Below are 24,511 nucleotides of genomic sequence, written 5' to 3' on the forward strand. Positions count from 1 at the left end.
GGGAAACGTGGGTGGCAGCGGCGATCAGAGAGACACGGCGTCGAGGCGGGCCCGCAGCGCGGCCGTCGCCGCCGCCGGGTCCTCGGCATCCGTGATCGCCCGCACCACCACGACCCGGCGCACGCCGTGGGACACGACCTCGTCCAGGTTTCCGAGGTCGATGCCACCGATGCCGAACCAGGGCCGGGCCGTACCCAGGCCGGCGGCGTGCTCGAGCAACGCGACACCGGGCGCGGGACGGCCCGGCTTGGTCGGCGTGGGCCAGATCGGCCCGCAGCAGAAATAGTCGACTCCCTGCTCGGACGCCGCGGCCGTCGCCTCGGCCGCGGAGTGGGTCGACCTGCCGATCAGCACGTCGGGCCCGAGGATCTCCCGGGCGACGGGAACCGGCAGGTCGTCCTGGCCGAGATGCAGGATGTCGGGGCGCGCGGCGAAGGCGACGTCGGCGCGGTCGTTCACGGCGAGCAGGGCGCCGTGCCGGTCGCACGCGTCACGGAACACCTCGAGCAGCGCGAGCTCCTCGCGCGCCTCCAGCCCCTTCTCGCGGAGCTGGACGATGTCCACACCGGCGGCCAGCACGGTGTCGAGGAACTCGGGCAGGTCGCCACGGGCCCGCCGGCCGTCGGTGCACAGGTACAGCCGGGCGCCGGCCAGCCGCTGTCGGAGATTCACGTGACTACGATGCCATGCCCCCGAGAGTCGATCAGAACCCGAGGGCCTGCGCCCTGCGCTTGACCTCGGTGTGCCGTCCGGCGCTGATCGCGTCGATCGGCGCCCCAGGCAGCGACTCGTCGGGCGTGAAGAGCCAGCGGATCGACTCGACCTCGTCGAATCCGGCGTCGGCGAGCACGGTGAGCGTGCCGGGCAATCCCTTGAGCACGTCGTCCGGCCCGAGGAACCTCGCCGGGACCTGCGGCCCCCCGCCGCCGTCCCTGCGGGCACCGACGAGCTTCTTGTCCTTCAGGAGCTGCTTGGCCCTGCCGATGGAAAGTCCGAGCCTCTTCGCGACCTCAGAGATGGGGAGCCACTCCCCTACGAGCTGGTCGGTTTCTCTGTCGATCTGCGCAACAGTAAGCGTCACAAATCCACGATTACCACAGGTGCCTGCCGCAAAACACCTCGATTGCGGCGCGGCCGGTAAAGCTTGGCGGGGATCCGGCGGCGCTCACACCGATCGTTCCGCCGGATCCCCGCCGGTTCTCATGCCAAGACGCAGTCACGCAGGGTGGCGGCGGGATCGACGATCCTGGTGGCGTTCACCCGCTTCCCCGCCTCGATCAGGCGCCGCCCCTGGACGAGGTCCCTGGGGCGGTCGACGGTCAGCACGGCGGCCAGCCGGTCGTCCTCGGTGAGCCAGCAGGCAGCCCATTTCCGGTCCTCGCGCGGGCTCCCCCTCAGGACGAGGCGGGCGCCCTCGCGGTATCCGGCGAACTGCACCATCCGGCCGAACTGCTCGGACCAGAAGTACGGGACGGGGTCGTACACCGCGTCCTCTCCGAGCAGCGTGGCGGCGGCGGTGTCCGGCGCGCCGAGCGCGTTGTCCCAGTGCTCGACCCGCAGGCGCCTGCCGAACCTGCGGGACCACCAGTTCGCGCAGTCGCCCACGGCGACGACGCCGGGGACCGACGTGCGCAGGTGCTCGTCCACGAGGACGCCGTCGTCGAGTTCGACGGCGGAGCCCTTCAGCCATTCGACGGCGGGGCGGACGCCGACGCCGGTGACGACGACGTCGGCGGGGATGCGCGCGCCGGACATGAGCGTCAGGCCGTCGGGGTCGACGGAGCCGACCATGGCGCCGAGCCGGAGCTCGATGCCGGCTTCGCCGTACCAGCCGGTGGTGTAGGCGCCGACGGTGGTACCGAGGGCCGCGGCGAGAGGCGTCTCCCCCGCCTCGACGACCGTGACGGCGCATCCCGCCCTGGCCGCGGCGGTGGCGACCTCCGCGCCGATCCAGCCGGCGCCGATGACGGCGACGCGGGCGCCGGACACGAGCCGGGCGCGCAGCTCGATGGCGTCGTCGATGGTGCGCAGGACGTGCTGCCTGCCCTCACCGCGCAGCCGGATGGGGGTCGCCCCTGTGGCGATGACGAGCCCGTCGTAGGCGAGTTCTCCTTCTGTGGTTTCCAGTACGCCGGTCCCGAGCCCCTTGGCGGCGGTCCCGAGGAGCAGCCGCACGTTCAGGGCGTCCAGGTCGGAGTCGACCACAGTGGAGTCGGTCTCTCCGAGCAGCACCGCCTTGGAGAGGGGCGGCCTGTCATAGGGGCGATGAGGTTCCTCGCCGATCAGCGTGATCCGGCCGGCGAACCCGTGGGCTCGCAGTGCCTCGATGCTCCGTATCCCGGCCAGGCCGGCACCTACCACCACGACGTGATCCACGCCCCGACACTAGATCGGCGACCGGGGCACCCGCCAATGGAGATTTGGTAACGAGTTGAGCAAGTAGCCCGCACAATGCGCGACGACCATGTTGTGCGTGACACTCCCGATCAAGACTAGTCTTGAGGCGTAAGACGCGCGGGAGCCCGGTGAGCCGGGCTGAGAGGAGAGCACTCCAGGCTCTCGACCGCCAGAACACCTGATCCGGGTAATGCCGGCGAAGGGAGCGCACAGATTGCGTGGCTACGACGTGGTCGTCGTGGGTGGTGGCGTGGTGGGCCTGTCGGCCGCATGGCGTACCGCACGGCTCGGCCTTTCCGTGGCGGTGGTGGATCCCGATCCCGGCGCGGGCGCGTCGCACGCCGCGGCGGGCATGCTGGCCCCGGTCAGCGAGGTGACGTACACCGAGGAGCCGCTGCTGCGCCTCGGACTGGCGTCGTTGGAGAGGTGGCCGTCGTTCCGGGACGCCCTCCAGGAGGAGAGCGGCGTCGATGTCGACTACCACGCCGACGGCACGCTCGAGGTCGCGTACGGCCCGGACGACCTGGCCTACCTGGAGGATCTCGCGGCGTTCGAGGACACGCTCGGCCTGCGGGTGGAGCGGCTGACCGGGCGCGAGTGCCGCCGGTACGAACCGATGTTGTCTCCGTCGGTACGCGGCGGGCTGCTGGCGGCCGACGACGCCTGGGTGAACCCGCGCCTGGTGGTGCGGGCGCTGCTGACGGCGTTCGTGCGGGCGGGCGGCACGCTGGTCCCGGACCGGGTGGCCGAGCTGGCCGAGGCGGCGGACGAGGTCCGGGGCGTACGGCTGGCGTCCGGCGAGGTGCTGGCCGGGTCGCGGGTGGTGGTCGCGGCCGGTTCCTGGTCGGCGTCGCTGGCTCCCGGCCTGCCGGTACGGCCGGTCAAGGGGCAGATCCTGCGGCTGCGCGGCCCGAAGGGGTTCCTGAGCCGGTGCGTACGCGGGATGGTGCACGGCTCGCCCGCGTACCTGGTTCCGAGAGGCGACGGCGAGATCACGCTCGGCGCCACGGTGGAGGAGCTGGGGTTCGACGGCCGGGTGACCGCGGGCGGCGTGTACGAGCTGCTGCGCGACGCACGCGAACTCGTTCCCGGCATCACGGAGCTGGAGCTGGCGGAGACGACCGTCGGCTTCCGGCCGGGGACGCCGGACAACCTGCCGCTGATCGGTCCGGCGGTCGCGCCGGGCGTGATCGCGGCCACCGGGCACCACCGCGGCGGTGTGCTGCTCGCGCCGGTCACCGCGGAGGCGGTCACGGCGTTCCTGACCGGCGGCGACGTTCCGGAGGCCGTCCGGTCCTGCGACCCGGGGAGGGGCGTCCGATGAAGGTGACGATCAATGGAAACGCCGGTGAGCTGCCCGACGGCATGACCGTGGCGGAGGCCGTACGCACGCTGACGGCGCTGACCAGCGGCGTCGCCGTGGCGGTCAACGACGTGGTGGTGAGCAGGGGCTCGTGGGAGTCGACGGCGCTGGCCGAGAACGACCGGGTCGAGGTGCTGACGGCGGTGCAGGGAGGATGACCGTGAACGACGCGGACGACGTGCTGGTCCTGGGCGGGGAGAAGTTCACCTCGCGACTGATCATGGGGACCGGGGGCGCGCCCTCGCTGGACGTGCTCGACCGGGCCCTGGAGGCGTCCGGCACCGAGCTGACCACGGTGGCGATGCGCAGGCTCGATCCCGCGGTCCAGGGGTCGGTGCTCGACGTGCTGCGCCGGCGCAACATCCGGGTGCTGCCCAACACGGCCGGCTGCTTCACCGCAGGAGAGGCCGTGCTGACCGCTCGCCTGGCGAGGGAGGCCCTGGAGACGAACTGGGTCAAGCTGGAGGTCATCGCGGACGAGCGGACCCTGCTGCCCGACCCGATCGAGACGTTCGACGCCGCCGAGCGACTGGTCGCGGACGGGTTCACGGTGCTCCCGTACATCGGGGACGACCCGGCGCTGGCCCGCAGGCTGGAGCAGGCCGGCTGCGCGGCGGTGATGCCGCTGGGCGCGCCGATCGGATCCGGTCTGGGCGTCCGCAACCCGCACAGCATCGAGCTGATCGCCGAGGCGGCCTCGGTGCCGGTGATCCTCGACGCGGGCGTCGGCACCGCGAGCGACGCCGCGCTGGCCATGGAGCTGGGCTGCGACGCCGTGCTGCTGGCGACCGCGGTGACCCGCGCGCAGCGACCGGAACTGATGGCCGCCGCCATGCGCTCGGCGGTCGAAGCGGGACGGATGGCGCGCCTGGCGGGCCGCATCCCCCGGCGCCGCTACGCGGAGGCGTCCTCGCCGTCCTTGCCGAGGTTCGCATAACGTTCAGAAACGGTCTCGTTTTGGGGCCGGAAAGCCCTACCCGTGGCAAAGGAGCCGTAAACTCGGGCGGGTGGACACGACGCTAACCGACCCGTTGGTGGGGCAGCTGCTCGACGGACGTTATCGCGTCGAGTCCCGGATCGCCCGGGGTGGAATGGCCTCCGTCTATCTGGCTCTGGACGTCCGGCTCGACCGCACGGTGGCGCTCAAGGTGATGCACCGGTCCCTCGCCGAGGACCCGCAGTTCGTCAAGCGGTTCATCGGCGAGGCGAAGTCGGTCGCGAGCCTGTCGCACCCCAACGTGGTGCAGGTCTTCGACCAGGGCACGGACGGGTCCACCGTCTACCTCTCGATGGAGTACGTGCCGGGCAAGACGCTGCGCGACGTGCTGCGCTCGCGCGGCCCGCTGCCCGCACGCGAGGCGCTGGAACTCATGATCCCCGTCCTCGCCGCCCTCGGCGCGGCCCACCAGGCGGGGCTCGTCCACCGGGACGTCAAGCCGGAGAACGTGCTGCTCGCCGACGACGGCCGGGTGAAGGTCGTGGACTTCGGCCTGGCCCGGGCCGTCGAGGCGAGCAACCAGACGAAGACCGGCATGATGATCGGCACGATCGGTTACATGTCGCCCGAGCAGGTGACCTCCGGCGTCGCGGACGCCCGCAGCGACGTCTACGCGGCCGGAGTCATGCTGTTCGAGCTGATCACCGGGCGGCAGCCGTACGAGGGCGAGACGCCGATGTCCATCGCCTACCGGCATGTGCACGACAGCGTCCCCGCCCCGTCGTCGATCGTCTCCAGCGTCCCGCCGCAGATCGACGCGCTGGTGGCCGCGGCCACCGACAGGGACCCGGCCCGGCGCCCCGCCGACGCGACCGCCATGCTGGTCGCCGCCGTGGAGGCGCATCGCACGTTGCCGCGCGGACACACCGGGCAGCATTCCACGCCGCTCGGGGCGGGGTCCGGCACGGCCGGCACCTCCAGCACCCCGGGGATCTCCAGTACGCCCGGGACCGCGTACGCCACGGGCGCCCACACGTCCGACGTGGCCGGGCACACGATGATCCAGCCGAAACCCGAGCTGACGACGGTCCCGCCCGCGCGGTCCACGTCACGCCGGTGGCGGCCGAACTGGTTCATCGTCGGTCTGGCGGTGGTGATGGTCGCGGGCATCGCCTTCACCGGCTGGTGGTTCTCCCAGGCGCGCTACACGCAGGTGCCCGACCTGCTCGGCCAGAACATCACGGCGGCCAGGCAGCAGGCGGAGAACGCCGGTTTCAAGGTCAAGATCGGCGAGCCCAGGTTCGACGAGGAGGTCCAGAAGGACCGTGTCCTGGAGATCTCCCCCGCCCCGGGCGCCGAGGTGGAGAAGGGGGCGGAGCTGACGCTCGTGGCCTCGGCGGGGCCGGAGACCGTCCCGGTGCCGAACGTCGAGAAGCTCAGCGCCGGAGACGCCAAGGTCAAGATCGCCGAGGCCGGCCTGGAGGTCGGCCGGGTGAGCAAGGTGCCGAGCGACACCATCGCGCGCGACCTCGTGGTCCGCACCAACCCGTCGGTCGGTGAGAGGGTCAGGAAGGGCGCGACCATCAATCTGGTGGTCAGCGCGGGCCTGCTGATGCCGGACGTCTCGCAGATGATGAAGGACCAGGCGGTCCAGTTCCTTCAGGAGAAGGGCTTCACCGTCCAGGTCGACGAGACCGGCGACAGCACTCCTCCCGGCACCGTGATCGCCCAGGACCCGGCCGCGGGCGCCGAGGTCACCGCCGGAGCCCCCGTACGGCTGACGGTCTCGAAGGGACCGGACACCGGCTGGCACTGGCCGTGGGAGACCGACGACTCGCTGGCCACCCCCGACTTCGTGAACGTCCCCGACGTACGGCTCAAGGCCGTGCAGGAGGCCAAGCGCGAGTTGGAGGCCGCCGGGTTCAAGGTCAAGACGCGCAAGCTGATGGGCGGCCAGCGCGTCGTGGGCGAGAACCCCCTCGGCCAGCAGCCGATGGGCTCGACGATCACCATCTGGTACTGACACCGCGGAGCGCCCGCCGCGACCGGCGGGCGCTCCGGAATATGACCGTGGCGACTCGGGGACCGTTGCGACCGGGCGCCGCTCCGGCCACAACCGTTTCGATCAGAGCCGTTCCGATCAGAGCCGTTCGGGCAGAGCCGTTTGATCAGAGCCGTTCCGATCAGAGTGGGTCGCCGAGCAACGAGCCGAGCAGTCGCAGCCGGGCCAGCCCGCCGTCGGGGAAGATGTCGAGCCTGACGTGGGTCAGGGGACGATCGCCGTCCAGGCGGAACCGGTGCCGCGTGTCGGGCTGGAGCCGGGTCCTCGGCAACACGGTGAACCAGGCGTCCTCGTCCTCCAGCGCCGCCGCGCGCGCGTCGATGCCCGTGAGAGCGGCCGATCCCGGCGCGTTGAACAGCAGGTTCGAGGTGTCCAGCTCGGCCACGGCGACGGTGCCCGCGCCGGCCAGGGCGACGATCAGCCAGTCGTTGCCGCCGTCCCGCCTGCGGGCGGTCTCCCAGCCCTCGGCCTGGTTCCTGGCCTGACCTGGGGCGAGGACGTTGTTGGGCGAGGAGTAGAACTCATCCGAGCAGGCGACGACGACCGCCCCGTTCTCCAGCGCCGCGAGGTCGACGGTGAGACCGGAAAGGAACCTGGGGTCGGGCACCACCTCGCCGTGCACCCGCATCCGGGCCACGCCGCCGTCGGGGAAGATGTTCAGCCGCACGTGCGTGAACCGGTGCCGGTCGGCCACCTCGAACTCGTGGGCGGTGTCGCCCTTGAGCGGGGCGCGCGGCACGATCTCCGCCCACCCGGTCAGCTCGTCCGGGGAGCGGCCCGCGTCGGCCGCGCACGCCTCGACCGACGCGAACGGCGGATAGTTGCCCTTGAACCACGCGGTGTCGATCACGATCGACCTGATCACCCCGGGCATGCCGAGCCGTACCACGGCCCAGTCGTGGCCGGGCTCGCGCCGCCTCCGGGTCTCCCACCCGTCGTAGACCTGGCCCTTCGCGCCGAACGTGTGCGGCCGGAACTCGGCCGGCCCCGGCCTGATCAGGGCCTCCTTCTCCGCGAACGACTCGTCGCTCGCCGCGACCACCGACCCGCCGTACGAGCGGAGCGCGAGGTCGGGAAGCCTGCCGAGATTCGTCATCCGATCCCCTCCCTGGTGAGGAACCTGCCGTGCGGGGTGACAAGGTCGGCCGGTCGTCCGCGCAGCCACGTGCGGACGACGACGCCGGTCAGCGCCCTGCCGTGATAGGGCGACACCGGGTTCCTGTGGTGCAGCGCGGCGGCGTCCACGGTGAACCCCGCCTCCGGATCGAAGGCGACCAGGTCCGCGTCCGCACCCGGCCGGATCGCCCCCTTGTACGGCAGGCCGACCAGCGCCGCCGGCCCCTCCGCCATCCACCGCGTCACGGCGCTCAGGCCGTGGCCCCGCGCGCTCGCGGACGTCCACACGGCGGAGAGGCCGAGCTGCAGCGAGGAGATCCCGCCCCAGGCCGCGGCGAAGTCGGGCACCTTGAGGTCGGGCGTGGACGGCGAGTGGTCGGAGACGACACCCATCAGCACGCCGTCGGCGAGCCCCTCCCAGAGGGCGTCGCGGTTGGCGGCCTCCCTGATCGGGGGGCAGCACTTGTACGCGGGCCCGCTGACCTCCTCGGCGGTCAGGGTGAGGTAGTGCGGGCAGGTCTCCGCGCTGATCCGCACACCGTCGCGCCGGGCGGTCCGCAGCGGTTCCAGGCAGGACGCGGAGGAGACGTGCACGATGTGGGCGCGAGCTCCGGTCTCGGCGGCCAGTTCGATGACCTGCTCGACGGCTCTGCGCTCGGCCTCCTCCGTTCGGGATGCCAAGAAATCCGGATATGTCGGGCCGAGCGGGTCGGTGAGCACCGCCGGGTCCTCCGCGTGGACGATCATCAGCCCGTCGAACTCCGCCAGCACCCGGAGTGCCTCCCGCAGCCCGGCGCGGTCCAGAGCGGGGAACTCGTCCACGCCGGACGGCGAGAGGAAGCACTTGACGCCGAACACCCCCGCCCGGTGCAGCGGCTCCAGCTCGCCCGAGTTGCCGGGGATCGCGCCGCCCCAGAAACCGACGTCGACGTGGCACTGCCCCTCGGCGGCCTTCCGCTTGACCTCCAGCGCGGCCACACTGACCGTGGGCGGCAGCGCGTTGAGCGGCATGTCGACGATCGTGGTGACACCTCCGGCCGCCGCCGCCCTGGTGGCCGAGGCGAACCCCTCCCAGTGCGTACGGCCCGGCTCGTTGACGTGCACATGGGTGTCGACGAGACCGGGCAGCAGCGCCACCTCGCCGAGATCCACGGTCTCCCGCGCGGGCGGGGGCGCGTCGTGCGGGCGCAGCGCCGCGATCCTCCCGGCCCGCACGGCCACCGCGAGCGGCCCCTCCCCCTCCGGGGTCACCACCCGGCGGGAGCGCACGACCAGGTCGAACTCCGCGCGCTCATCGCCTTCCGCGTGGACCATACGGGACCTCCGTGTGCTTCCTAGTGATCGCTCCGGCCGGCGGACGGGGAGAGCCGGTCGGCGGCGATGGCCGCGGCCAGGCGCTCCAGCAGCGGCCCCGCCTCCGCGACGCACCGCTCGACGTCGGGTTCGAGATCGGTCAGGGCGTAGGCGGCGGCGATGCCCGCCGTGTGGAGCTCCTCATCCGAGATCGACCGGCGGCCGCACACGGCGACGACCGGGACCCCGTGCTTGGCCGCCGCCGAGGCCACGCCCACCGGCGCCTTCCCGCGCAGGGACTGCTCGTCCAGCGATCCCTCGCCGGTGATGACCAGCCGCGCACCCTCGACGTGCCGGTCGAACTCCAGCAGGCCGAGGAGGTACTCGATGCCGGGGCTGATCTCGGCGTGCAGGAAGGCCATCGCGGCGAAGCCGACGCCGCCCGCCGCTCCGGCTCCGGGCCGACCGGCCACGCCCATCGCCCGTACGACACCGTCGTGCTCGGCCGCTCCCACGACGCCGTGGGTGTGCGCGGCGACGGCGGCCAGCCGGGCCAGGCCGGCCTCCAGCACCGCCACGTCCTGCGGACCGGCCCCCTTCTGCGGGGCGTACATGGCCGCCGCTCCGTGCGGCCCGAGCAGGGGGTTGTCCACGTCGCTCGCGACCACGAACTCCACGTCCGAGAGATCGCCGCCGGAATGACCGTGACCGTGCCCGTGCCCCTGCTCGTGCTCGTGCGTGTGGCCCAGGCCGAACGCCGAGACGTCGATCGTGGCCAGGTTCCTGAGCGCGCCTCCGCCGGGAGGCAGCTCGCCGCCGTCGCCGTCGAGCAGGCGCGCGCCGAGGGCCTGGATCATGCCGGCGCCACCGTCGGTGCAGGCGCTGCCGCCGAGCCCGAGCACGACCCTGCGGGCGCCGTGCCGTACGGCATGGGCGATCAGCTCGCCGGTCCCGTAGCTCGTGGCCGTCAGAGGAGCGGGACCCTCCGGCAGCAGCCGCAGGCCGGACGCCTCGGCCAGCTCGATCACCGCGACGCCGTCCCGGGTGGCGTAGGACGCACGGACGGGACGGCCGGTGGGACCGGTCACCTCGACCTCGACCCGGGTGAAACCGCACGCCACGACCGCGTCCACCGTGCCGTCACCGCCGTCGGCCACCGGGAGCGACACGACGGGCACGTCCCCCAGCCCGGCGGCCAGGTGCGCGGCCACGTCCGCGGCGGCCAGCGACCCCCTGAACTTGTCCGGCGCGATGACGACGTGGTCCCTCATTGCTGCTCCCTGGTGCTCGGCGAACGGATGACGACCATCATCGTCGAACGCCGTACCTCACCTCGACCGGCCTGGCCATCGGGCCGCGCCCGTCAGGCGGCGGTGCGCCGCCGCGCCCGCCCGGGCCGCCTCCGCGCCGGAGACCGTGCGAAGCTCGCCGTCCTCGACCAGGGTCCGGCCGCCCGCCAGCAGCCGGGCCAGCGGCGGCGTCCGGCCGTACGCGAACGCGACCACCGGATCGTCGATCGCGGCAAAGAAGCCGTCCAGCCGCCACAGGGCGACGTCGGCCAGCTTGCCCGGCTCCAGCGTCCCGATCTCCGCCTCACGGCCGAGACAGCGGGCGCCGCCCAGCGTGGCCAGCTCAAGCGCCTGGCGGGCGGTCAGGGCGCGCGGGCCGTACCGGGCACGCTGCATGAGCATGGCCATCCGGATCTCACCCGCCAGCGTGGTCATCTCGCTGGAGGCGGCGCCGTCGACACCGAGGCCCACGGGCGCTCCCGCGCGCAGCAGGTCGCATACCCGGGTGATGCCCGCACCGAGGCGGCCGTTCGACGACGGGCAGTGTGCGGTCCCCGTCCCGGTCTCGGCGAACCTCTGGACGTCCTTGTCGGTCAGGTGGACGGCGTGGGCCAGCCACACGTCGGGACCCAGCCAGCCGAGCCGGTCGAGGTACTCCACGGGGAGGACGCCGAACTGCTCCACGCAGTGGTGGTCCTCGTCCTGGGTCTCGGCGATGTGCGTGTGCAACCGTACGCCGTGGGAGCGGGCGAGCTCGGCGGACCGCACCATCAGCTCGCCGCTCACCGAGAAGGGCGAGCAGGGGGCGACCGCGACCCGGAGCATCGACCCGAACGACGGGTCATGATATTTCCGGATCGCCTCCTCGGTGGCGGCGAGGATGTCGTCGGGCTCCTCCACGACCTCGTCCGGGGGCAGGCCCCCCTTGGACCGCCCACGGTCCATCGACCCCCGGCAGGGGTGGAACCGCACGCCGATCCGCCGGGCCGCTTCGATCTCCGCGTCGAACAGGTCTCCGCGCCCCTTGGGGAAGACGTAGTGGTGGTCGGTCGTGGTGGTGCATCCCGACATGGCCAACCAGGCGAGCCCCGCCGTCGTGGCCCCGTGCACCACCTCGGCGTCCATCCCGGCCCACAGCGGATAGCTCGCGACCAGCCACTCGAACAGCGTCCCGTCGGGGGTGACTCCCTGCGCGGCCCATTGATAGAGGTGGTGATGGGTGTTGACCAGGCCGGGCGTCGCCAGGCACCCGCTCCCGTCGATCCGCTCGCTGTCGCCGTCGCCGGATCCGCCATCGGTCACGCCGTCGAACACCGCGTCCGCGGGGCCGGGGCCGACCGCGACGATGCGATCCCCCTCGATCACGACATGTCCGGACGGGATCTCCGCACCGGCCACCGGGACGATGTACGCGTTCTCGATGATCACGCGCCGGAGTGGCCGATCAGTCATCGGAGGCTCCCTGCTGTGGCGGGACGAGCGGCGTGTCCCGTGCGGCGCACGCGCGGGCGGCGGCCAGGCGCACGGCGTCGAGGATCTTCTCGTATCCCGTGCACCGGCACAGGTTGCCGGCCAGGGCCTCGCGGATCTCGGCGTCCGCCGGCACTCCGGACGCGCCCGCGATCAGGGAGTGCGCCTGCACGACGAGCCCCGGCGTACAGAACCCGCACTGTACGGCTCCCGCCTCGACGAAGCAGCGCTGCACCTCGTCGAGCCCGCCGTCCGCGGGCTCCCCCTCGGCGGAGACGTCCTCGCTCCGCGTACGGCCTCCGGAGGAGAGCCCCTCCACGGTGATCACCTCACGGCCTTCGGCCTGCCCGGCGGCCACCAGGCACGCGCACACCGTGACTCCATCGAGGTAGACCGTGCACGACCCGCACTCGCCCTGCTCGCAGGCGTTCTTCGCGCCGGGCAGCCCCAGCCGCTCGCGCAGGACGTACAGCAGGCTCTCGCCCTCCCAGACGTCGTCGGCGGACATCCGTTCGCCGTTGACGGAGACGTTCACCCGCATCGGACCTCCATCGGAAGGCGCCAGGAGAAGACCCGGCCGTCTGGCCGGGAGGCGTCGGGGATCATCCGCTGTCACCGCTCCTTTCGGGCGCCCGGCCGGCCGGGCCCGCCGTGTGGTCGGTCCAGGCCCAGCCGAGCGCCCGTCGGGCCATGACACCCAGCGCGTGCCGCCGGTAGGCCGCCCGGCCGCGCACGTCGTCGATGGGCGACGCGGCCTCGGCGACCAGCTCGCTGAACCTGCGGGCGAGCGCGGGGTCGAGCGGCCCGCAGCCGTCCCAGTCGAGCTCCCCCGCCAGGAACTCCTCGGCCGCGTACGCCCGGCGGGGCGTGGGGGCGGCGGAGCCGATCCCGGTGCCCGCGCGCCGCTCCCCCGGACGCAGGGCGATGGCGAAGGAGCACACCGCGATCACCATCGCGTTCCTGGTACCGATCTTGGAGAAGTACTGCGGGCCGGCGGCCGGAGGGACGTGGACCGCGCGGATCAGCTCGTCGTCCTCCAGCGCGTTGCGTTTCACTCCGAGGTAGAACTCCGCGATCGGGATCAGCCGCGTGCCGCGCACCGACGCGGCCTCGACCAGCGCTCCGGACGCGAGGAGCGGCGGGTGGCCGTCCCCGGCGGGCGAGGCCGCCCCCAGGTTGCCCGCGACCGTTCCCCGGTTGCGGATCTGCGGCGATCCCACGGTCCGGGACGCCTGCGCGAGCCCCGGCAGCCACCCGCCCAGCTCCGCGATCAGCCGCGCGTACGTCACCCCCGCTCCCACGCGCAGCATCGGCGCGCCGTCCCCCGTCCAGGACCACTCGGCCAGCTCGGCGACGGGGTTCAGGTCGAGGAGGGCCGCCGGGCGCCCCTTGTCGAGGTTGATCTCGACCATCACGTCCGTGCCGCCCTGGATCGGCGTGGCGTCCGGCCTCGCGGCCTTCATCGCCAGGGCCTCCTCCCAGGTGCCGGGGCGCAGGAAGTCCATCGTCGTCACTCCCAGGCCGGTCCGGCGGCGGGCGCGTCGTCGCGCAGGACCGTCCCCTCGATCAGCCCGTACGGCCGGTCGGCGGCGAGGTACACCTCGTCCGGGTTGTCCAGCCCGAAGGGCGCGAGATCCACCAGGAAGTGGTGCCTGTTCGGCAGCGCCAGCCGTACCTCGCAGATCTCGGGGCAGTCGGCGAGCACCCGGGCCCCCATGGCGTACAACGTCTGCTGGAGGGAGAGGCTGTAGGTCCCGGCGAAGGCCGTCAGCAGGGCCTGCCGAACCGATTCGTACGACTTGTCCCAGTTCTTCGCGCCGTCCTCGTCCGGGTCGGCGGAACTCACCGCGGAATGCCGCCAGGACGCCTCGACCGCCGTGGCCAGGATCCGGTCACGGGTCTCCGGCAGGGTCGTGTACTCGTCCTTCACGAACCCCCAGAACTCGGAGTTCGTGGTGTTCAGCACGACCAGGTCGCGCAGTCCGCACACCATCCAGGCGGCCGACCCGTCGTAGTGGGCGACGCAGGTGCGCACCTCCCTGCCGGAGCGCACGAAGGAGTGCCCGGATCCGGCGTTCCGCTCCCAGGCGTACTCCTCGATCGCGACCCGCGCCCGGTGGATGGTCGGCCGCGAGTCCACGAAGTGCCGGGCGAGCAGCAGGGCGAAGTCCTCGACCGCGCCGACGCCGTGTTTCCTGGCGAACGCGAACACCGTGTTCTTCTGCGCGTCCGTGGTGAGCACGGCCGAGTTGTCGCCGGTCAGGTGCACGTCGGCCATCTCACCGGACAGCGACGTGCTGACGTTGAGATCCTTGATGTGGTGGACGTCGCCGTGCCGGGTGACCCTGACCACCCTGGTCTCGGCCTTGCCGTACCGGTTGGGCCCCAAGATGATCACATCAGCTCCCGCGGTAGGTCGAGTAGGCGAACGGGCTGAGCAGCAGCGGCACATGGCAGTGGCCGCCGGGCTCCCGGATCCTGAAGACGACGCTGACCTCGGGGAAGAAGGCGTCCCTCCCGAGGTACTCCCCCGTGTGGAAGACCAGGCGGTAGGTGCCGGGACGCGGGTCCACGCCCTCGACCCACTCCGCGCTCACCGGCGACCACTCCCGGATCCGGCCGTCCTCGTCCGTACGGCCCTCGGCCGCGGCGAGGAAGCCGTGCACGGTCATCCGCGAGAGCCGGACGAGCACACCGGCCGCGGGCAGCCCCTTGGCCGTGTCGAGCACGTGGGTGGAGAGGCTCACCGGCCGGTCACCGCCTTCTCCAGGCGCAGCCGCACGATCTCGGCGAGTTCGGCGCGGACGATCGTCCGTTCGGTCTCCTCGTCGTTCGCGAGCCGGGCCAGCAGCAGCCCGAGCATCTCCTCGGCGCTCCTGCCCGTGGCGCGTACCAGGTAGACGTGGCCGAACCGTTCCTCATAGACCGCGTTTCCCCTGGCGATGGCGTCGAGCACGGTCTGGGCCGCACCGGCCGTACCGGACTGCTCGGTCCGGGACCACCGCGCCTCGCGCTCGCCATCTGCCGCCCGTCCGGCGGCGGCCCGCTCCCCGATCCGGGGATGCGCCGCGAGTGCCTCCTCCACGTCGGGCCAGTCCAGCGCCGCGATCGCCTCCTCGCCCGCCGCCGTCAGCGCGGCGAGGTCCGCGTACGGCTGCCGCGCCGCGACCGCGGCCGTCCAGGTCGTGGACGCGCAGCAGGAGCGCAGCTCCTCCTGGCTGAGTTCTCGCATGCCAGCAGTCAACATCGCGGCCGAGGGCCGGGTCTAGCAGCGCGAACACACAACTGTCCGGTCGTGTCCCAGCCGGGGTTTGTACGTTGCCACAAAGGCCCGGACACTAGGCTGGATTCATCATGACCCCTAGAAATGCGATTGGCGCGCACGTTTCCGTCACGGGCGGTCTGGCCACCGGCGGACTGCGCCATGCGGCCGACGTCGGCGCCGAGATCATCCAGGTCTTCGTCACCAACCCCCGGACCTGGGCGCTCAATGACGGCGACCCGATCGAGGACGCGAAACTCGCCGCGTCAGAGCTGCCGGTCTTCGCGCACTCCCCTTACCTCGTGAACTTCGGTTCGCCCACCGCGGCGACCCTGACCAACTCCGTGGCGGTGATCAGGCACACGCTCCGGCGCGGCGCCGAGATCGGCGCTCTCGGCGTGGTGATGCACACCGGCTCCGCCGTCAGCCAGCCCAGGGACGACGCCTTGCGCCAGGTGCGCGAGCACCTGCTCCCGCTGCTGGACGAGATCCCCGAAGGCGGCCCCGATCTGCTGCTCGAGCCGATGGCGGGGCAGGGGCAGATGCTCTGCGCGACCGTGCAGGACCTCGGCCCCTACCTCGACGCGCTGGATCACCATCCGAAGGTGGGCGTCTGCCTGGACACCTGTCACGCCTTCGCCGCCGGGCACGACCTGGCCGCTCCGGGCGGGGTGGGGGCGACGTTCGACGCGCTGCACCAGGTCGCCCCCGGACGGCTCAAGCTGATCCACGCGAACGACTCGAAGGACGTGTGCGGTTCCAAGAAGGACCGCCACGAGAACATCGGCGCCGGTCACATCGGCGCGGAGCCGTTCGCCGAGATCATGCGCCACCCCGCGACCGCCGGAGTGCCGCTCTGCATCGAGACGCCGGGCAAGGTCGACCAGGACCGGGAGAACATCGCGCTCCTGAAGAAGCTGCGCGACTGACCCGCGTCGCCGAGGCCGTCCCTCGGCACCGTGCCCGTCAAGCCGTGCCCGTTACGCCGTGCCCGTTACGCCGTGCCCGTTACGCCGTGCCCGTTACGCCGTGCCCGTTACGCCGTGCCCGTTACGCCGTGCCCGTTACGCCGTGCCCGCTTACGCGCCGGGCGGCGCCGGACGTCGGTGAACGGTGGTGGGCGAGGGTGAACGGTGGTGGACGACGGAGGGCCCGCTCGCGGTCCGGCGCCCCCGATGGCCGGACCGCTTTCGCGGATCCCGTGACAGGTCATATCCGGCAGACATCGCCTCACTCGGCAATTCACCGTCTGCCGGATATTTCCCAATCGGCCCCATCCCCAGTGAGGGCCCGCCTGGCATCCGCGCGGCATGGTCACGAACTTCTTCAGCTACGCGGCGTGGCCTTGCAATGACGGAGAGATTACGGTGGCGGGCCGTACCCGCGACCGGACTTCGGACGAGCGGTCGGTGTTTCGCGACGCGCGCGCGGACCCGTCCGGACCGGCGGCCGGTAGGACGCGACGAACGGTCGGACCCCTCGCCCCGCCGTCGGGCCTCCCCTGTCACATCGCGCCGACCGGCGGGCCGGCCGCGGGACCGACAGACGGGCCGGCCGACGGACCGGTCACCCGCAGGCGCCGGACGAGCTGGTCGCGAACCTGCCGGGCGTGCCGCCTGCTGACCGGCAGCGCCTCCGTCCCGACCTGGAGCACCATCCGCCCCGCGTCGAAGCGCAGTTCGCTCACGTGGCGGGTGTTGACGAGCGTGCTGCGGTGCGCGCGGAGGAACCCCGAGCCGCCCCAGCGGCGTTCGAGCGCGGCGAGGGGCATCCGCACGAGGTAGGCCCCGTCCACCGTGTGCAGGCGTACGTAGTCGCCGTGGGCCTCGGCGTACCAGACGGCCTGCCGCTGGACGAACTTGGTGCGGCCGGCCAGCTCGACCGGGATGACGTCGGTGTCGTCCTCCTCCTCGGCGGCCGCCGCCGCGACCGCGCAGGAGAGCCGTCGTACGGCCTCCGCCAACCGGTCGGCGCGCACCGGCTTGAGAACGTAGTCGACGGCCTCCAGTTCGAAGGCCCGGACCGCGCAGTCGTGGGCGGTGACGAAGACCAGCCGGGGACGGCTGGGGAATCCGGCGATCACCCTGGCCAGTTCGAGACCGTCCAGACCGGGCAGCCGGATGTCGAGGAAGGCGCCGTCGAGGCGCTCACCGGCGCCCATCATCGACACGATCGTGTGGAGCGCGCTCAGCCCGTCCCGGGCGGTGGTGACGTGCTCGATCCGCTCGTTCTGGCGTAGGAGATAGGCGAGCTCGGACAAGGCGGACGCCTCGTCGTCGACGGCCATGACACGCAGCATGCCCACCACCGTGCCGCCTCGCCCGCGGGGCCCGCAAGGGGTTCGGCGACGAAGAGTGCGCGATCGACTACGCAAGGGAGGCGGATGCGGGGCGTCAGGGAGGGCCCTCGCCCGGCTCCTCCTGGTAGGAGTAGCGCTGCTCCCGCCAGGGGTCGGCGATGTTGTGGTAGCCGCGCTCCTCCCAGAAGCCGCGCCTGTCCTCCGTCAGGTATTCCACCCCGCGCACCCATTTCACGCTCTTCCAGGCGTACAGGTGCGGGACCACGATGCGTACGGGGAATCCGCGCTCGGGGCTGAGCGGCTTGTCGTCCAGATCGGTGGCGAACAGGGTGGTGTCACGGTCGAAGTCGTCCATGCGGATGTTCGCGCTGTAGCCGTACTCAGCCCAGATCATGACATGCCGTACGCCGGGAGCCGGGGGGACCTCCTCCAGCAGTGTCCGCGCCCCGATGCCCGACCATTCGTTACCCATGATCGAGAACTTGGTGACGCAGTGGAAGTCGGCGATCACCGCGGTCCTGGGCAGCGCGGCGAACTCCTCCCACCCGAACATGTGCGCGTCACCTGAGGCGGTGGCGCCGAACACCTGGAACCGCCAGCTCTGGGGACGGAACGCCGGAACCCGGCCGTAGTGGATGACGGGCCGGCCGCGCGGGATGTACTGCCCGGGGGGCAGACGGCTCTCCTCTTCGGGAATCTCCGGCACGTCGCCATACTGCCACCAGCCGTTCCGTTCACCGGCACCGGGACCCCGCCAGCCACCCTGCCCGGCACCGTCCCGGCATGATCGGCGCGACGGAACGCCCAGGTGGGAGCGGAACGCGCCCCCACCCTTCGTGATCGCGAACAGGGAAGGGCGCCATTCGCGGTGCCGGACATGCGCTATATTGCGTGGCATGCGTATCGCTGAGTTTTGGTATGGCGACGGACCCGCAGGGACCGCTCGCCTCCTAGCGCTGCGCTGACAGCCAAGGCGAACGAAAGGCCCCGGGTCCACACGGACCCGGGGCCTTTCGCGTTTCGCGAGGAAACCGACAGGCACCTGCAAGGAGTGATCATGGTCATCGTCATGGGGTCCGAGGCGACCCAGGACGACATCGAGTCGATCGTGGGGATCGTCAGCACGTCCGGTGGCGAGGCGTTCGTCAGCCGGGGCGTGAACCGTACGATCATCGGTCTGGTCGGCGACATCGAGCGTTTCGCGGCGCTGAACATCCGCGGCATGTCCGGTGTCGCGGACGTCATGCGCGTGTCCATGCCGTACAAGCTGGTCAGCAGGGAGAACCATCCCGAACGCTCCACCGTCAGGGTGGGCGGGGTGCCCATCGGCCCGGACACCGTGACGCTGATCGCGGGCCCGTGCGCGGTCGAGACCCCGCAGCAGACCCTGGAGGCCGCCGAGATGGCCAAGGCCGCGGGCGCGACCCTGCTGCGCGGCGGCGCCTTCAAGCCGCGCACGTCGCCGTACGCCTTCCAGGGGCTGGGCGAGGAGGGGCTGCGCATCCTGGCCGACGTACGCGAGAAGACCGGCCTGCCGATCGTCACCGAGGTCGTGGACGCCCACGACGTCGAGCTGGTCGCGTCCTACGCCGACATGCTCCAGATCGGCACCCGCAACACGCAGAACTTCGCGCTGCTCCAGGCCGTCGGCAAGGCGGGCAAGCCGGTCATGCTCAAGCGCGGCATGAGCGGCACGATCGAGGAGTGGCTGATGTCGGCCGAATACATCGCGCAGCGCGGCAACCTCGACATCGTGCTCTGCGAACGCGGCATCCGCACGTTCGAGACCGCCACCCGCAACACCCTCGACGTGTCCGCGGTCCCCGTGGCGCAGCGGCTCTCCCACCTCCCCGTGATCATCGACCCGTCCCACTCGGGCGGTCGCCGCGACCTCGTCCTGCCGCTCACCCGCGCGGCCATCGCCGTCGGAGCGGACGGCGTGATCATCGACGTCCACCCCCACCCCGAGCAGGCGCTCTGCGACGGCCCCCAGGCTCTGGTCAACGGCGACCTGCGCGAGCTCGCGCGGGTGATGCGCCAGTTCCCCCCGCTCCTCGGACGCACCCTCACCGACGCCACGCACGCCGTCCCGGTGCCCGCGTGACCTTCTTCCGCCTACGGGCGCGGCCCGCCACCGCGTGATCCCGCGCCCGTGATCTTCGACCCCAGACGACCGGGTACGGCTTGCGCCACGAGCGGCGAGCCGTACCGACCGTCAGGGCATTTTCGCCGCGAAATTAGCGAATACCCGCAGGTCGGACGGTTTTCGGGAGATTTCCTGGAATCCCAGCGGGCGGCCGACCTGGGAAAATACGCTGCCCCGCATGCTGCCGAAACCTGACGACATCATTGACCGCGACGAGGAATGGCAGATCCTCAATCGATTTGCGAAAACCTCTCCCAGCGGGCGCCCGGGCTCCTCGGTGGCCGCGTGGACCGGCCGCCGCCGCGCCGGGAAGTCCTACCTTCTCAGGCGATTCACGAAGGCGACCAACGGGTTCTACTTCCAGGCGGACCTTGAGGAGACGCTCCCCCGAGCCCAGCAGCGGTTCCGTGACGAACTGGCCGTCTATGACCCCTCACTCGCCGTCGACCTGTCGGCGCTGCCCATCGCCGCGAATGACACCTGGGACCGGTTGCTCGAGTTCGCGATGAACGCCACGTTCCGCCGGAGAGAGGGCCGCGACGTCCCGCCCGTCGTGATCGACGAGTTCCCTTACCTGCTGCGCGACACGCCGCATCTGCCATCGATCGCCAAGGCCATCTACGACTCCCACATGTTCCCGCCCGGCGAGATCGCCCCGCCGGGCCTCCGGATCCGTTACTACGACCGGGTTATCGAGGGCTGCTTAATGCTCTGCGGTTCAGCGGTGTCGGTGATCCACGAACTCGGCCACGGCTCCCGGCCGCTCTTCGGTCGCCTCACCTTCAGGATGACCATGACCCCTTTCGACCACGTCGACATGGCGCGGTTCTGGGGGATCGAAGACCGCCGGGTCGCGTTCACCCTCTTCGCGGTGCTCGGCGGCGCCCCGGGTTACATGGAAGCCCTCGTCAAGCACGCCGGGTCGCCGGTTCCCCAGACCATGGAGGAGCTGGACGCCTGGATCTCCAAGGCGTTCCTCCGTCCTCGGCCGGACTTCTTCACCGACGCCGAGATCGATCATCTGCTCCGCGAGGACCCGCGTATCCGGGACAAGGACATCTACCGGCAGGCGATGAAGGCGATCTCGGAGGGAGCGACCACTCTGGCGAAGATCGGTGGAGTGATCGGTCGCCCGAAGGACGAGACCGACGCGATCGTCGCCCGGCTGGTGGCCATGCGATACGTCGACGAGCGGCGCGACCTCCTGCGGCCTCGCGACTATCTGTTCCGGATGAACGACCCGATCATCCGCTTCCATCACGCCGTAGTCAGTTCGCGCATGCACGATCTGGCACGCGGAATGACGACTCCGGAGGACGCCTGGCGGGATGCCCAGCACAGCTTCCGCTCCCAGGTGATCGGCCCGGCGTTCGAACAGATCGCCACCTGGAGCGCGTTCCGGCTGCTGTACGACCGGGCCGACCTCGGCTCGGACGGCTGGACACTGGTGCCCGACCAGGCCAACCGGACCACCCACGAGGTGGACTACATCGGTCTCGCTCACAACACCAGTGCCCGGCCCAAGGGTTCGACGATCACCGTCATCGGCGAGACCAAGGCGACCGGACGGCCGCGCGGCCTGAAGGATCTGGAGCGCCTCCGCCACATCAGAGCGCTGCTGGCCAAGGACCACGACGCGGCGAACGCCGTGCTCGCCATCTTCTCGATGCACGGCTTCTCCGACCACCTGCGCGAGGCGGCCAAGGAGGCTCCCGGCGAGATCATGCTGTTCGACCTCGACGACGTCTACGAGTACCGGAAGCCTTCCTTCTGATCTACCGGGCCGGCGTGACGGCCCGGTCAGGCGTCTTCGAGCTTGTACTCCTGGAGGGAGTCGGCGAGCTGGACGGCCAGTTCCTCGGCGTCGAGCCGCTTCTCGATCTGCTTGAGGTCCTCGATCTTGGCCCGGGTCTCCGCCGAGCGCGGCGCGAGGAGCGTGCAGCAGTCCTCGTCGGGAAGCTCGGAGATCTCCAGCGTGCCGATGCGCCGCGCCTCGGCCATGATCTCGGTCTTGTCCAGCCCGATCAGCGGCCGCAGGATGGGCAGGTCGACCGCGTGGTCCTGGGCGGTGATGTTGGTCAGGGTCTGCGACGAGACCTGGCCGAGCGAGTCACCGGTGACCAGCGCCTCCGCGTGGATGCGGTGGGCCACCTCTTCCGCCGTCTTCAGCATCAGCCGCCGCTGTGCGATCACCGCCAGCCGGTCCTGGCCGGACGCCTTGATCGACTGCTGGGCCTTGCCGAACGGCACCACCCACATGCGTGACCTGCCCTGGAACCGGTCGAGCCTGCGGACCAGGGCGTACGCCTTGTAGATGGACTCGGACGTGGTGAACGGGATGCCGGAGAAGTGGAGGAAGTCCACCCGGAGGCCGCGGCGCATCATCCGGTAGGCGGCGACGGGCGAGTCGATGCCGCCGGACATCAGGACCAGCGCCCGCCCGCTGGAACCGACCGGCAGGCCGCCCTGTCCGGGCAGCCCGTCGGTGAAGACGAAGACCTCGTCCCTGTCCACCTCGATGTAGACGGTCAGCTCGGGGTTCTTCAGGTCGACCGGCAGGCCGTAGGTGTCGTTGATGGTGCCGCCGACGAGGCGGTCCAGCTCGTTGGAGCGGAGCGGGAACCGCTTGTCCCTGCGGCGGGAGCGCACGGCGAACCGCGCCTTGCGCGCGACCTCGTCCCTCTCCTTGATCAGTTCGACCGCGGCCTCGGTCACGGCCTCGGGGGTCTTGGCGACCCTCCAGGCGAGGTTGACCCGTACCAGGCCGGGAACCTCGGACACGCGCCGGGCGACCGCCTCGGCGACGTCCACGCCGGTGCCCTTGGGGAGGAACAGCGCGATCACGCCGTGCCGCTGCCGGATGTCGACCGTGAACTCCTTGAGCGCGGCCTTGATGTTGGCGCGCAGCCGGCTTTCGAAGAGCTCGCGGTTCCTGCCCTTGAGGACGACCTCGCCCAGCTTGAGCAGCACGCAGGGCTCCCCCAGGGCCGACATGGCCGTCACGGACATCGTGTTTACCTCCGGCGAAGCGGTTCGAGACAGGTACGGCTACCGCAAGTGTGGCGCGTACGGGCGGCTAGGGCGAACCGGAAAGCGGTCCGGGAAGGCACAACGCCGCGACCCCGCTACTTTAGTCCGCTTCGGTCCGCGCCCGGCCCTCGTCCGCCCGCCCCGGAGACACGACCTCTCGGTGCCGGCCGGGCCAGTCAGTCGTCCGCCGCACGGCCCATCCAGGCCGACAGCACGCTCAAACCCGCTTCCCGCTCACGCCGATCTTCCTGGAGCCGCGGTCGCCGCCGATGGCGTCGCGAGATACGGCGAATCGCGTGGTGGACGGCGGCGATCGTCGCGGTGGTGACCACGAACGAGCAGAACAGCATCGCGGCCAACACGACCAGCCCGGCCAACACGGGAAGGATGACCTGGGCGATCCAGAATGCGAGCCAGAGAAGGACTCCACCCGGTTCGTCGGAGAACACGACCGCTCCTCGTCACGCGAGTGACCGATGCCGCGAGCATAAACCGGACTCCGTGTGGTCGTACAGGTTCGGCGTGATGCCGCGCAGCCCCTGTTCCCGGGATTCGACGGAGAATCGGCGATGAGATTTTCGCCGCCCACGAGAGCCGTCGCATCGGTCACTCGTGAGGCGTCGTCCCGAACAACCCGCCGACCGGCCGCTACGGTCCGCGTGAGCCACTCCCCGTGAATACGGTCTTTCCGGCGCGAAGAATCGGGCATGTCCCGATCTGACGACCGCGAATTCGGCCGACCCGCGCGGGTCCATCTCGCGATCACCACCACGGGAAACATGAACAGAACCTCATTCGGAGTGCGCCTCTCCGTATCGGTGAGGAATTACCACTCCTCCGGAGCGAAAAGACGTACCCCGACTCCATCATCACCTCGTACGCGGATCTCGTAATTAGCAGGCAATTGCCATACTCCCAGTGTCTCGATTTACCGAAAGGTGAATTCATGGCACACATAAACCATTTCTCGTATGGTCTGCTCACACCGCTGCTCGCGTACGTGATGTCCAGCATCGGCTCGATGCTCGGGCTGATGCTGACCGCGCGCGCCCGCTTCGCGGTCGGCGGCGCGCGGGTGCGCTGGCTCGCCGGAGGCGCCGTGTCGATCGGCGGCACCGGGATCTGGGTCATGCACTTCATCGCGATGATGGGGTTCGACGTCGGGAACGCCCCGATCCGCTACGACATCCCGCTCACCGTCGCCTCAGCGCTCATCGCGATCACCGTGGTGGGCGCCGGACTGTTCCTCGTGGCGTACGGCGGCGAGCGGCCGGGTCCGCTGCTCGCCGGCGGGCTGCTCACCGGAAGCGGTGTGGCCTGCATGCACTACGTCGGCATGGCGGCCATGAACATGCCGGGACACGTCAGCTACGACCCGTTCGTCGTCGCCGTGTCGATCCTGATCGCGGTCGCCGCCGCGACGGTCGCGCTCTGGTTCACGCTGCGCGTGCGCGGCGCCCTCCCGACCACCGGGGCCGCCCTGATCATGGGGGTGGCGGTCAGCGGCATGCACTACACCGGGATGTTCGCGATGAGCGTGCGGCTCGATCACGACCCGGGCATGGTCCCCGGCGCCCAGGCCCTCGATTTCCTGGTGCCGCTACTGGTCCTCATCAGCATGTTCACTCTGGTGATGCTGCTGTCGGCCATCCTCGCCCCCTCGGAGCGTGAGCTGCGCGCGGAGGCGGAGCTGCTGGAGTGGCTCGCCGGGCGGCGGGCCGGGTCGATGGCGCCCCTCCCCCATGAGCCGCAGCACCACCGCCGCCAGGAATGAACGGCGGATATGGCGGGCGCGGACGCGAGGACGTCGTGGGAGGGTGTCCACGCCCGTGAACGCGGGCGTGTGC

At 71.1% G+C, this 24,511-nt stretch carries 24 protein-coding genes and 1 riboswitch; of the genes, 8 read left to right on the forward strand and 16 right to left on the reverse strand.

Annotated features, from left to right (window positions below):
• Positions 1 to 24: 24 nt before the first annotated feature.
• From thiE to AB0I59_RS08745, 3 genes are all read right to left on the reverse strand, one after another.
• Positions 25 to 672, reverse strand: coding sequence for a thiamine phosphate synthase (thiE, locus tag AB0I59_RS08735; RefSeq protein WP_358131505.1), 648 nt, complete (start codon positions 670 to 672; stop codon positions 25 to 27).
• 31 nt (positions 673 to 703) lie between these two features.
• The gene (locus tag AB0I59_RS08740; protein WP_061256655.1) at positions 704 to 1,081 is read right to left on the reverse strand and encodes an Rv2175c family DNA-binding protein; all 378 of its coding nucleotides are present in this window, start codon (positions 1,079 to 1,081) and stop codon (positions 704 to 706) included.
• Positions 1,082 to 1,200: 119 nt separating this feature from the next.
• A complete protein-coding gene (locus AB0I59_RS08745; protein ID WP_358131507.1) occupies positions 1,201 to 2,376 on the reverse strand; it encodes an NAD(P)/FAD-dependent oxidoreductase in 1,176 nt (391 codons plus the stop codon).
• Between the two features lie 128 nt (positions 2,377 to 2,504).
• Positions 2,505 to 2,619, forward strand: a riboswitch (TPP riboswitch).
• On the opposite strand from AB0I59_RS08745, the gene thiO reads away from it, so the two are divergent.
• The 4 genes from thiO to pknB all read left to right on the forward strand — a co-directional run bounded on the left by thiO (position 2,612) and on the right by pknB (position 6,720).
• Positions 2,612 to 3,721, forward strand: coding sequence for a glycine oxidase ThiO (thiO, locus tag AB0I59_RS08750; protein WP_358131509.1), 1,110 nt, complete (start codon positions 2,612 to 2,614; stop codon positions 3,719 to 3,721). (Overlaps the previous riboswitch by 8 nt.)
• Positions 3,718 to 3,918 (forward strand): sulfur carrier protein ThiS, encoded by a 201-nt coding sequence (gene thiS / locus AB0I59_RS08755; protein WP_061256649.1) that lies wholly within the window; start codon positions 3,718 to 3,720, stop codon positions 3,916 to 3,918. Before thiO ends, thiS begins: the two co-directional genes overlap by 4 nt.
• Complete coding sequence (locus AB0I59_RS08760) at positions 3,915 to 4,697, forward strand: thiazole synthase (RefSeq protein ID WP_061256647.1); 783 nt, start codon at positions 3,915 to 3,917, stop codon at positions 4,695 to 4,697. The genes thiS and AB0I59_RS08760 overlap by 4 nt, the downstream gene beginning before the upstream one ends.
• A 70-nt stretch (positions 4,698 to 4,767) precedes the next feature.
• Positions 4,768 to 6,720 carry a Stk1 family PASTA domain-containing Ser/Thr kinase gene (gene pknB / locus AB0I59_RS08765; protein ID WP_061256645.1) on the forward strand — a complete coding sequence of 651 codons (1,953 nt, stop codon included), beginning with the start codon at positions 4,768 to 4,770 and terminating at the stop codon, positions 6,718 to 6,720.
• A gap of 160 nt (positions 6,721 to 6,880) precedes the next feature.
• Here pknB and alc read toward each other — a convergent pair whose 3' ends face one another.
• The 9 genes from alc to uraD form a co-directional block, all read right to left on the reverse strand.
• Positions 6,881 to 7,855, reverse strand: coding sequence for an allantoicase (gene alc, locus AB0I59_RS08770; RefSeq protein WP_358131512.1), 975 nt, complete (start codon positions 7,853 to 7,855; stop codon positions 6,881 to 6,883).
• On the reverse strand, positions 7,852 to 9,189 hold the full coding sequence (gene allB / locus AB0I59_RS08775; RefSeq protein ID WP_358131514.1) for an allantoinase AllB: 1,338 nt from the start codon (positions 9,187 to 9,189) through the stop codon (positions 7,852 to 7,854). The genes alc and allB overlap by 4 nt, the downstream gene beginning before the upstream one ends.
• A gap of 20 nt (positions 9,190 to 9,209) precedes the next feature.
• Positions 9,210 to 10,439: a glycerate kinase gene (locus tag AB0I59_RS08780; protein ID WP_358131516.1), complete on the reverse strand. Its 1,230-nt coding sequence runs from the start codon at positions 10,437 to 10,439 to the stop codon at positions 9,210 to 9,212.
• 57 nt (positions 10,440 to 10,496) lie between these two features.
• Positions 10,497 to 11,909, reverse strand: a complete 1,413-nt coding sequence (locus AB0I59_RS08785; protein ID WP_358131518.1) for an 8-oxoguanine deaminase — start codon at positions 11,907 to 11,909, stop codon at positions 10,497 to 10,499.
• The gene (locus AB0I59_RS08790) at positions 11,902 to 12,468 is read right to left on the reverse strand and encodes a (2Fe-2S)-binding protein (RefSeq protein WP_358131520.1); all 567 of its coding nucleotides are present in this window, start codon (positions 12,466 to 12,468) and stop codon (positions 11,902 to 11,904) included. The genes AB0I59_RS08785 and AB0I59_RS08790 overlap by 8 nt, the downstream gene beginning before the upstream one ends.
• Positions 12,469 to 12,529: 61 nt before the next feature.
• Entirely contained in the window at positions 12,530 to 13,432 is a 903-nt protein-coding gene (locus AB0I59_RS08795) for an FAD binding domain-containing protein (RefSeq protein WP_358131522.1), read from the reverse strand.
• A gap of 5 nt (positions 13,433 to 13,437) precedes the next feature.
• On the reverse strand, positions 13,438 to 14,379 hold the full coding sequence (gene pucL, locus AB0I59_RS08800) for a factor-independent urate hydroxylase (RefSeq protein WP_061256634.1): 942 nt from the start codon (positions 14,377 to 14,379) through the stop codon (positions 13,438 to 13,440).
• The gene (uraH, locus tag AB0I59_RS08805) at positions 14,327 to 14,674 is read right to left on the reverse strand and encodes a hydroxyisourate hydrolase (RefSeq protein WP_061256632.1); all 348 of its coding nucleotides are present in this window, start codon (positions 14,672 to 14,674) and stop codon (positions 14,327 to 14,329) included. Before uraH ends, pucL begins: the two co-directional genes overlap by 53 nt.
• A complete protein-coding gene (gene uraD, locus AB0I59_RS08810) occupies positions 14,671 to 15,159 on the reverse strand; it encodes a 2-oxo-4-hydroxy-4-carboxy-5-ureidoimidazoline decarboxylase (RefSeq protein ID WP_358131526.1) in 489 nt (162 codons plus the stop codon). Before uraD ends, uraH begins: the two co-directional genes overlap by 4 nt.
• A gap of 122 nt (positions 15,160 to 15,281) precedes the next feature.
• Here uraD and AB0I59_RS08815 point away from each other — a divergent pair, with 122 nt between their 5' ends.
• Positions 15,282 to 16,118, forward strand: a complete 837-nt coding sequence (locus AB0I59_RS08815; protein WP_061256629.1) for a deoxyribonuclease IV — start codon at positions 15,282 to 15,284, stop codon at positions 16,116 to 16,118.
• Positions 16,119 to 16,693: 575 nt separating this feature from the next.
• Here AB0I59_RS08815 and AB0I59_RS08820 read toward each other — a convergent pair.
• The gene (locus tag AB0I59_RS08820; protein WP_358131528.1) at positions 16,694 to 17,488 is read right to left on the reverse strand and encodes a LytR/AlgR family response regulator transcription factor; all 795 of its coding nucleotides are present in this window, start codon (positions 17,486 to 17,488) and stop codon (positions 16,694 to 16,696) included.
• A gap of 94 nt (positions 17,489 to 17,582) precedes the next feature.
• On the reverse strand, positions 17,583 to 18,194 hold the full coding sequence (locus AB0I59_RS08825; RefSeq protein ID WP_061256626.1) for a sulfite oxidase-like oxidoreductase: 612 nt from the start codon (positions 18,192 to 18,194) through the stop codon (positions 17,583 to 17,585).
• 351 nt (positions 18,195 to 18,545) lie between these two features.
• On the opposite strand from AB0I59_RS08825, the gene aroF reads away from it, so the two are divergent.
• Complete coding sequence (gene aroF, locus AB0I59_RS08830; protein ID WP_061256832.1) at positions 18,546 to 19,592, forward strand: 3-deoxy-7-phosphoheptulonate synthase; 1,047 nt, start codon at positions 18,546 to 18,548, stop codon at positions 19,590 to 19,592.
• Between the two features lie 220 nt (positions 19,593 to 19,812).
• Positions 19,813 to 21,408 carry an AAA family ATPase gene (locus AB0I59_RS08835; protein WP_358131531.1) on the forward strand — a complete coding sequence of 532 codons (1,596 nt, stop codon included), beginning with the start codon at positions 19,813 to 19,815 and terminating at the stop codon, positions 21,406 to 21,408.
• A 26-nt stretch (positions 21,409 to 21,434) separates the two neighbouring features.
• Here AB0I59_RS08835 and thiI read toward each other — a convergent pair whose 3' ends face one another.
• Both thiI and AB0I59_RS08845 read right to left on the reverse strand, forming a co-directional pair.
• A complete protein-coding gene (thiI, locus tag AB0I59_RS08840) occupies positions 21,435 to 22,643 on the reverse strand; it encodes a tRNA uracil 4-sulfurtransferase ThiI (RefSeq protein WP_061256624.1) in 1,209 nt (402 codons plus the stop codon).
• Positions 22,644 to 22,840: 197 nt separating this feature from the next.
• Positions 22,841 to 23,113, reverse strand: a complete 273-nt coding sequence (locus AB0I59_RS08845; RefSeq protein ID WP_061256622.1) for a hypothetical protein — start codon at positions 23,111 to 23,113, stop codon at positions 22,841 to 22,843.
• A gap of 497 nt (positions 23,114 to 23,610) precedes the next feature.
• On the opposite strand from AB0I59_RS08845, the gene AB0I59_RS08850 reads away from it, so the two are divergent.
• Complete coding sequence (locus AB0I59_RS08850) at positions 23,611 to 24,438, forward strand: MHYT domain-containing protein (protein ID WP_358131533.1); 828 nt, start codon at positions 23,611 to 23,613, stop codon at positions 24,436 to 24,438.
• Positions 24,439 to 24,511: the final 73 nt, after the last annotated feature.

This window comes from Microtetraspora glauca (genome assembly GCF_040656155.1).
In the GTDB taxonomy this organism is placed as follows: Bacteria; Actinomycetota; Actinomycetes; order Streptosporangiales; family Streptosporangiaceae; genus Microtetraspora; species Microtetraspora glauca.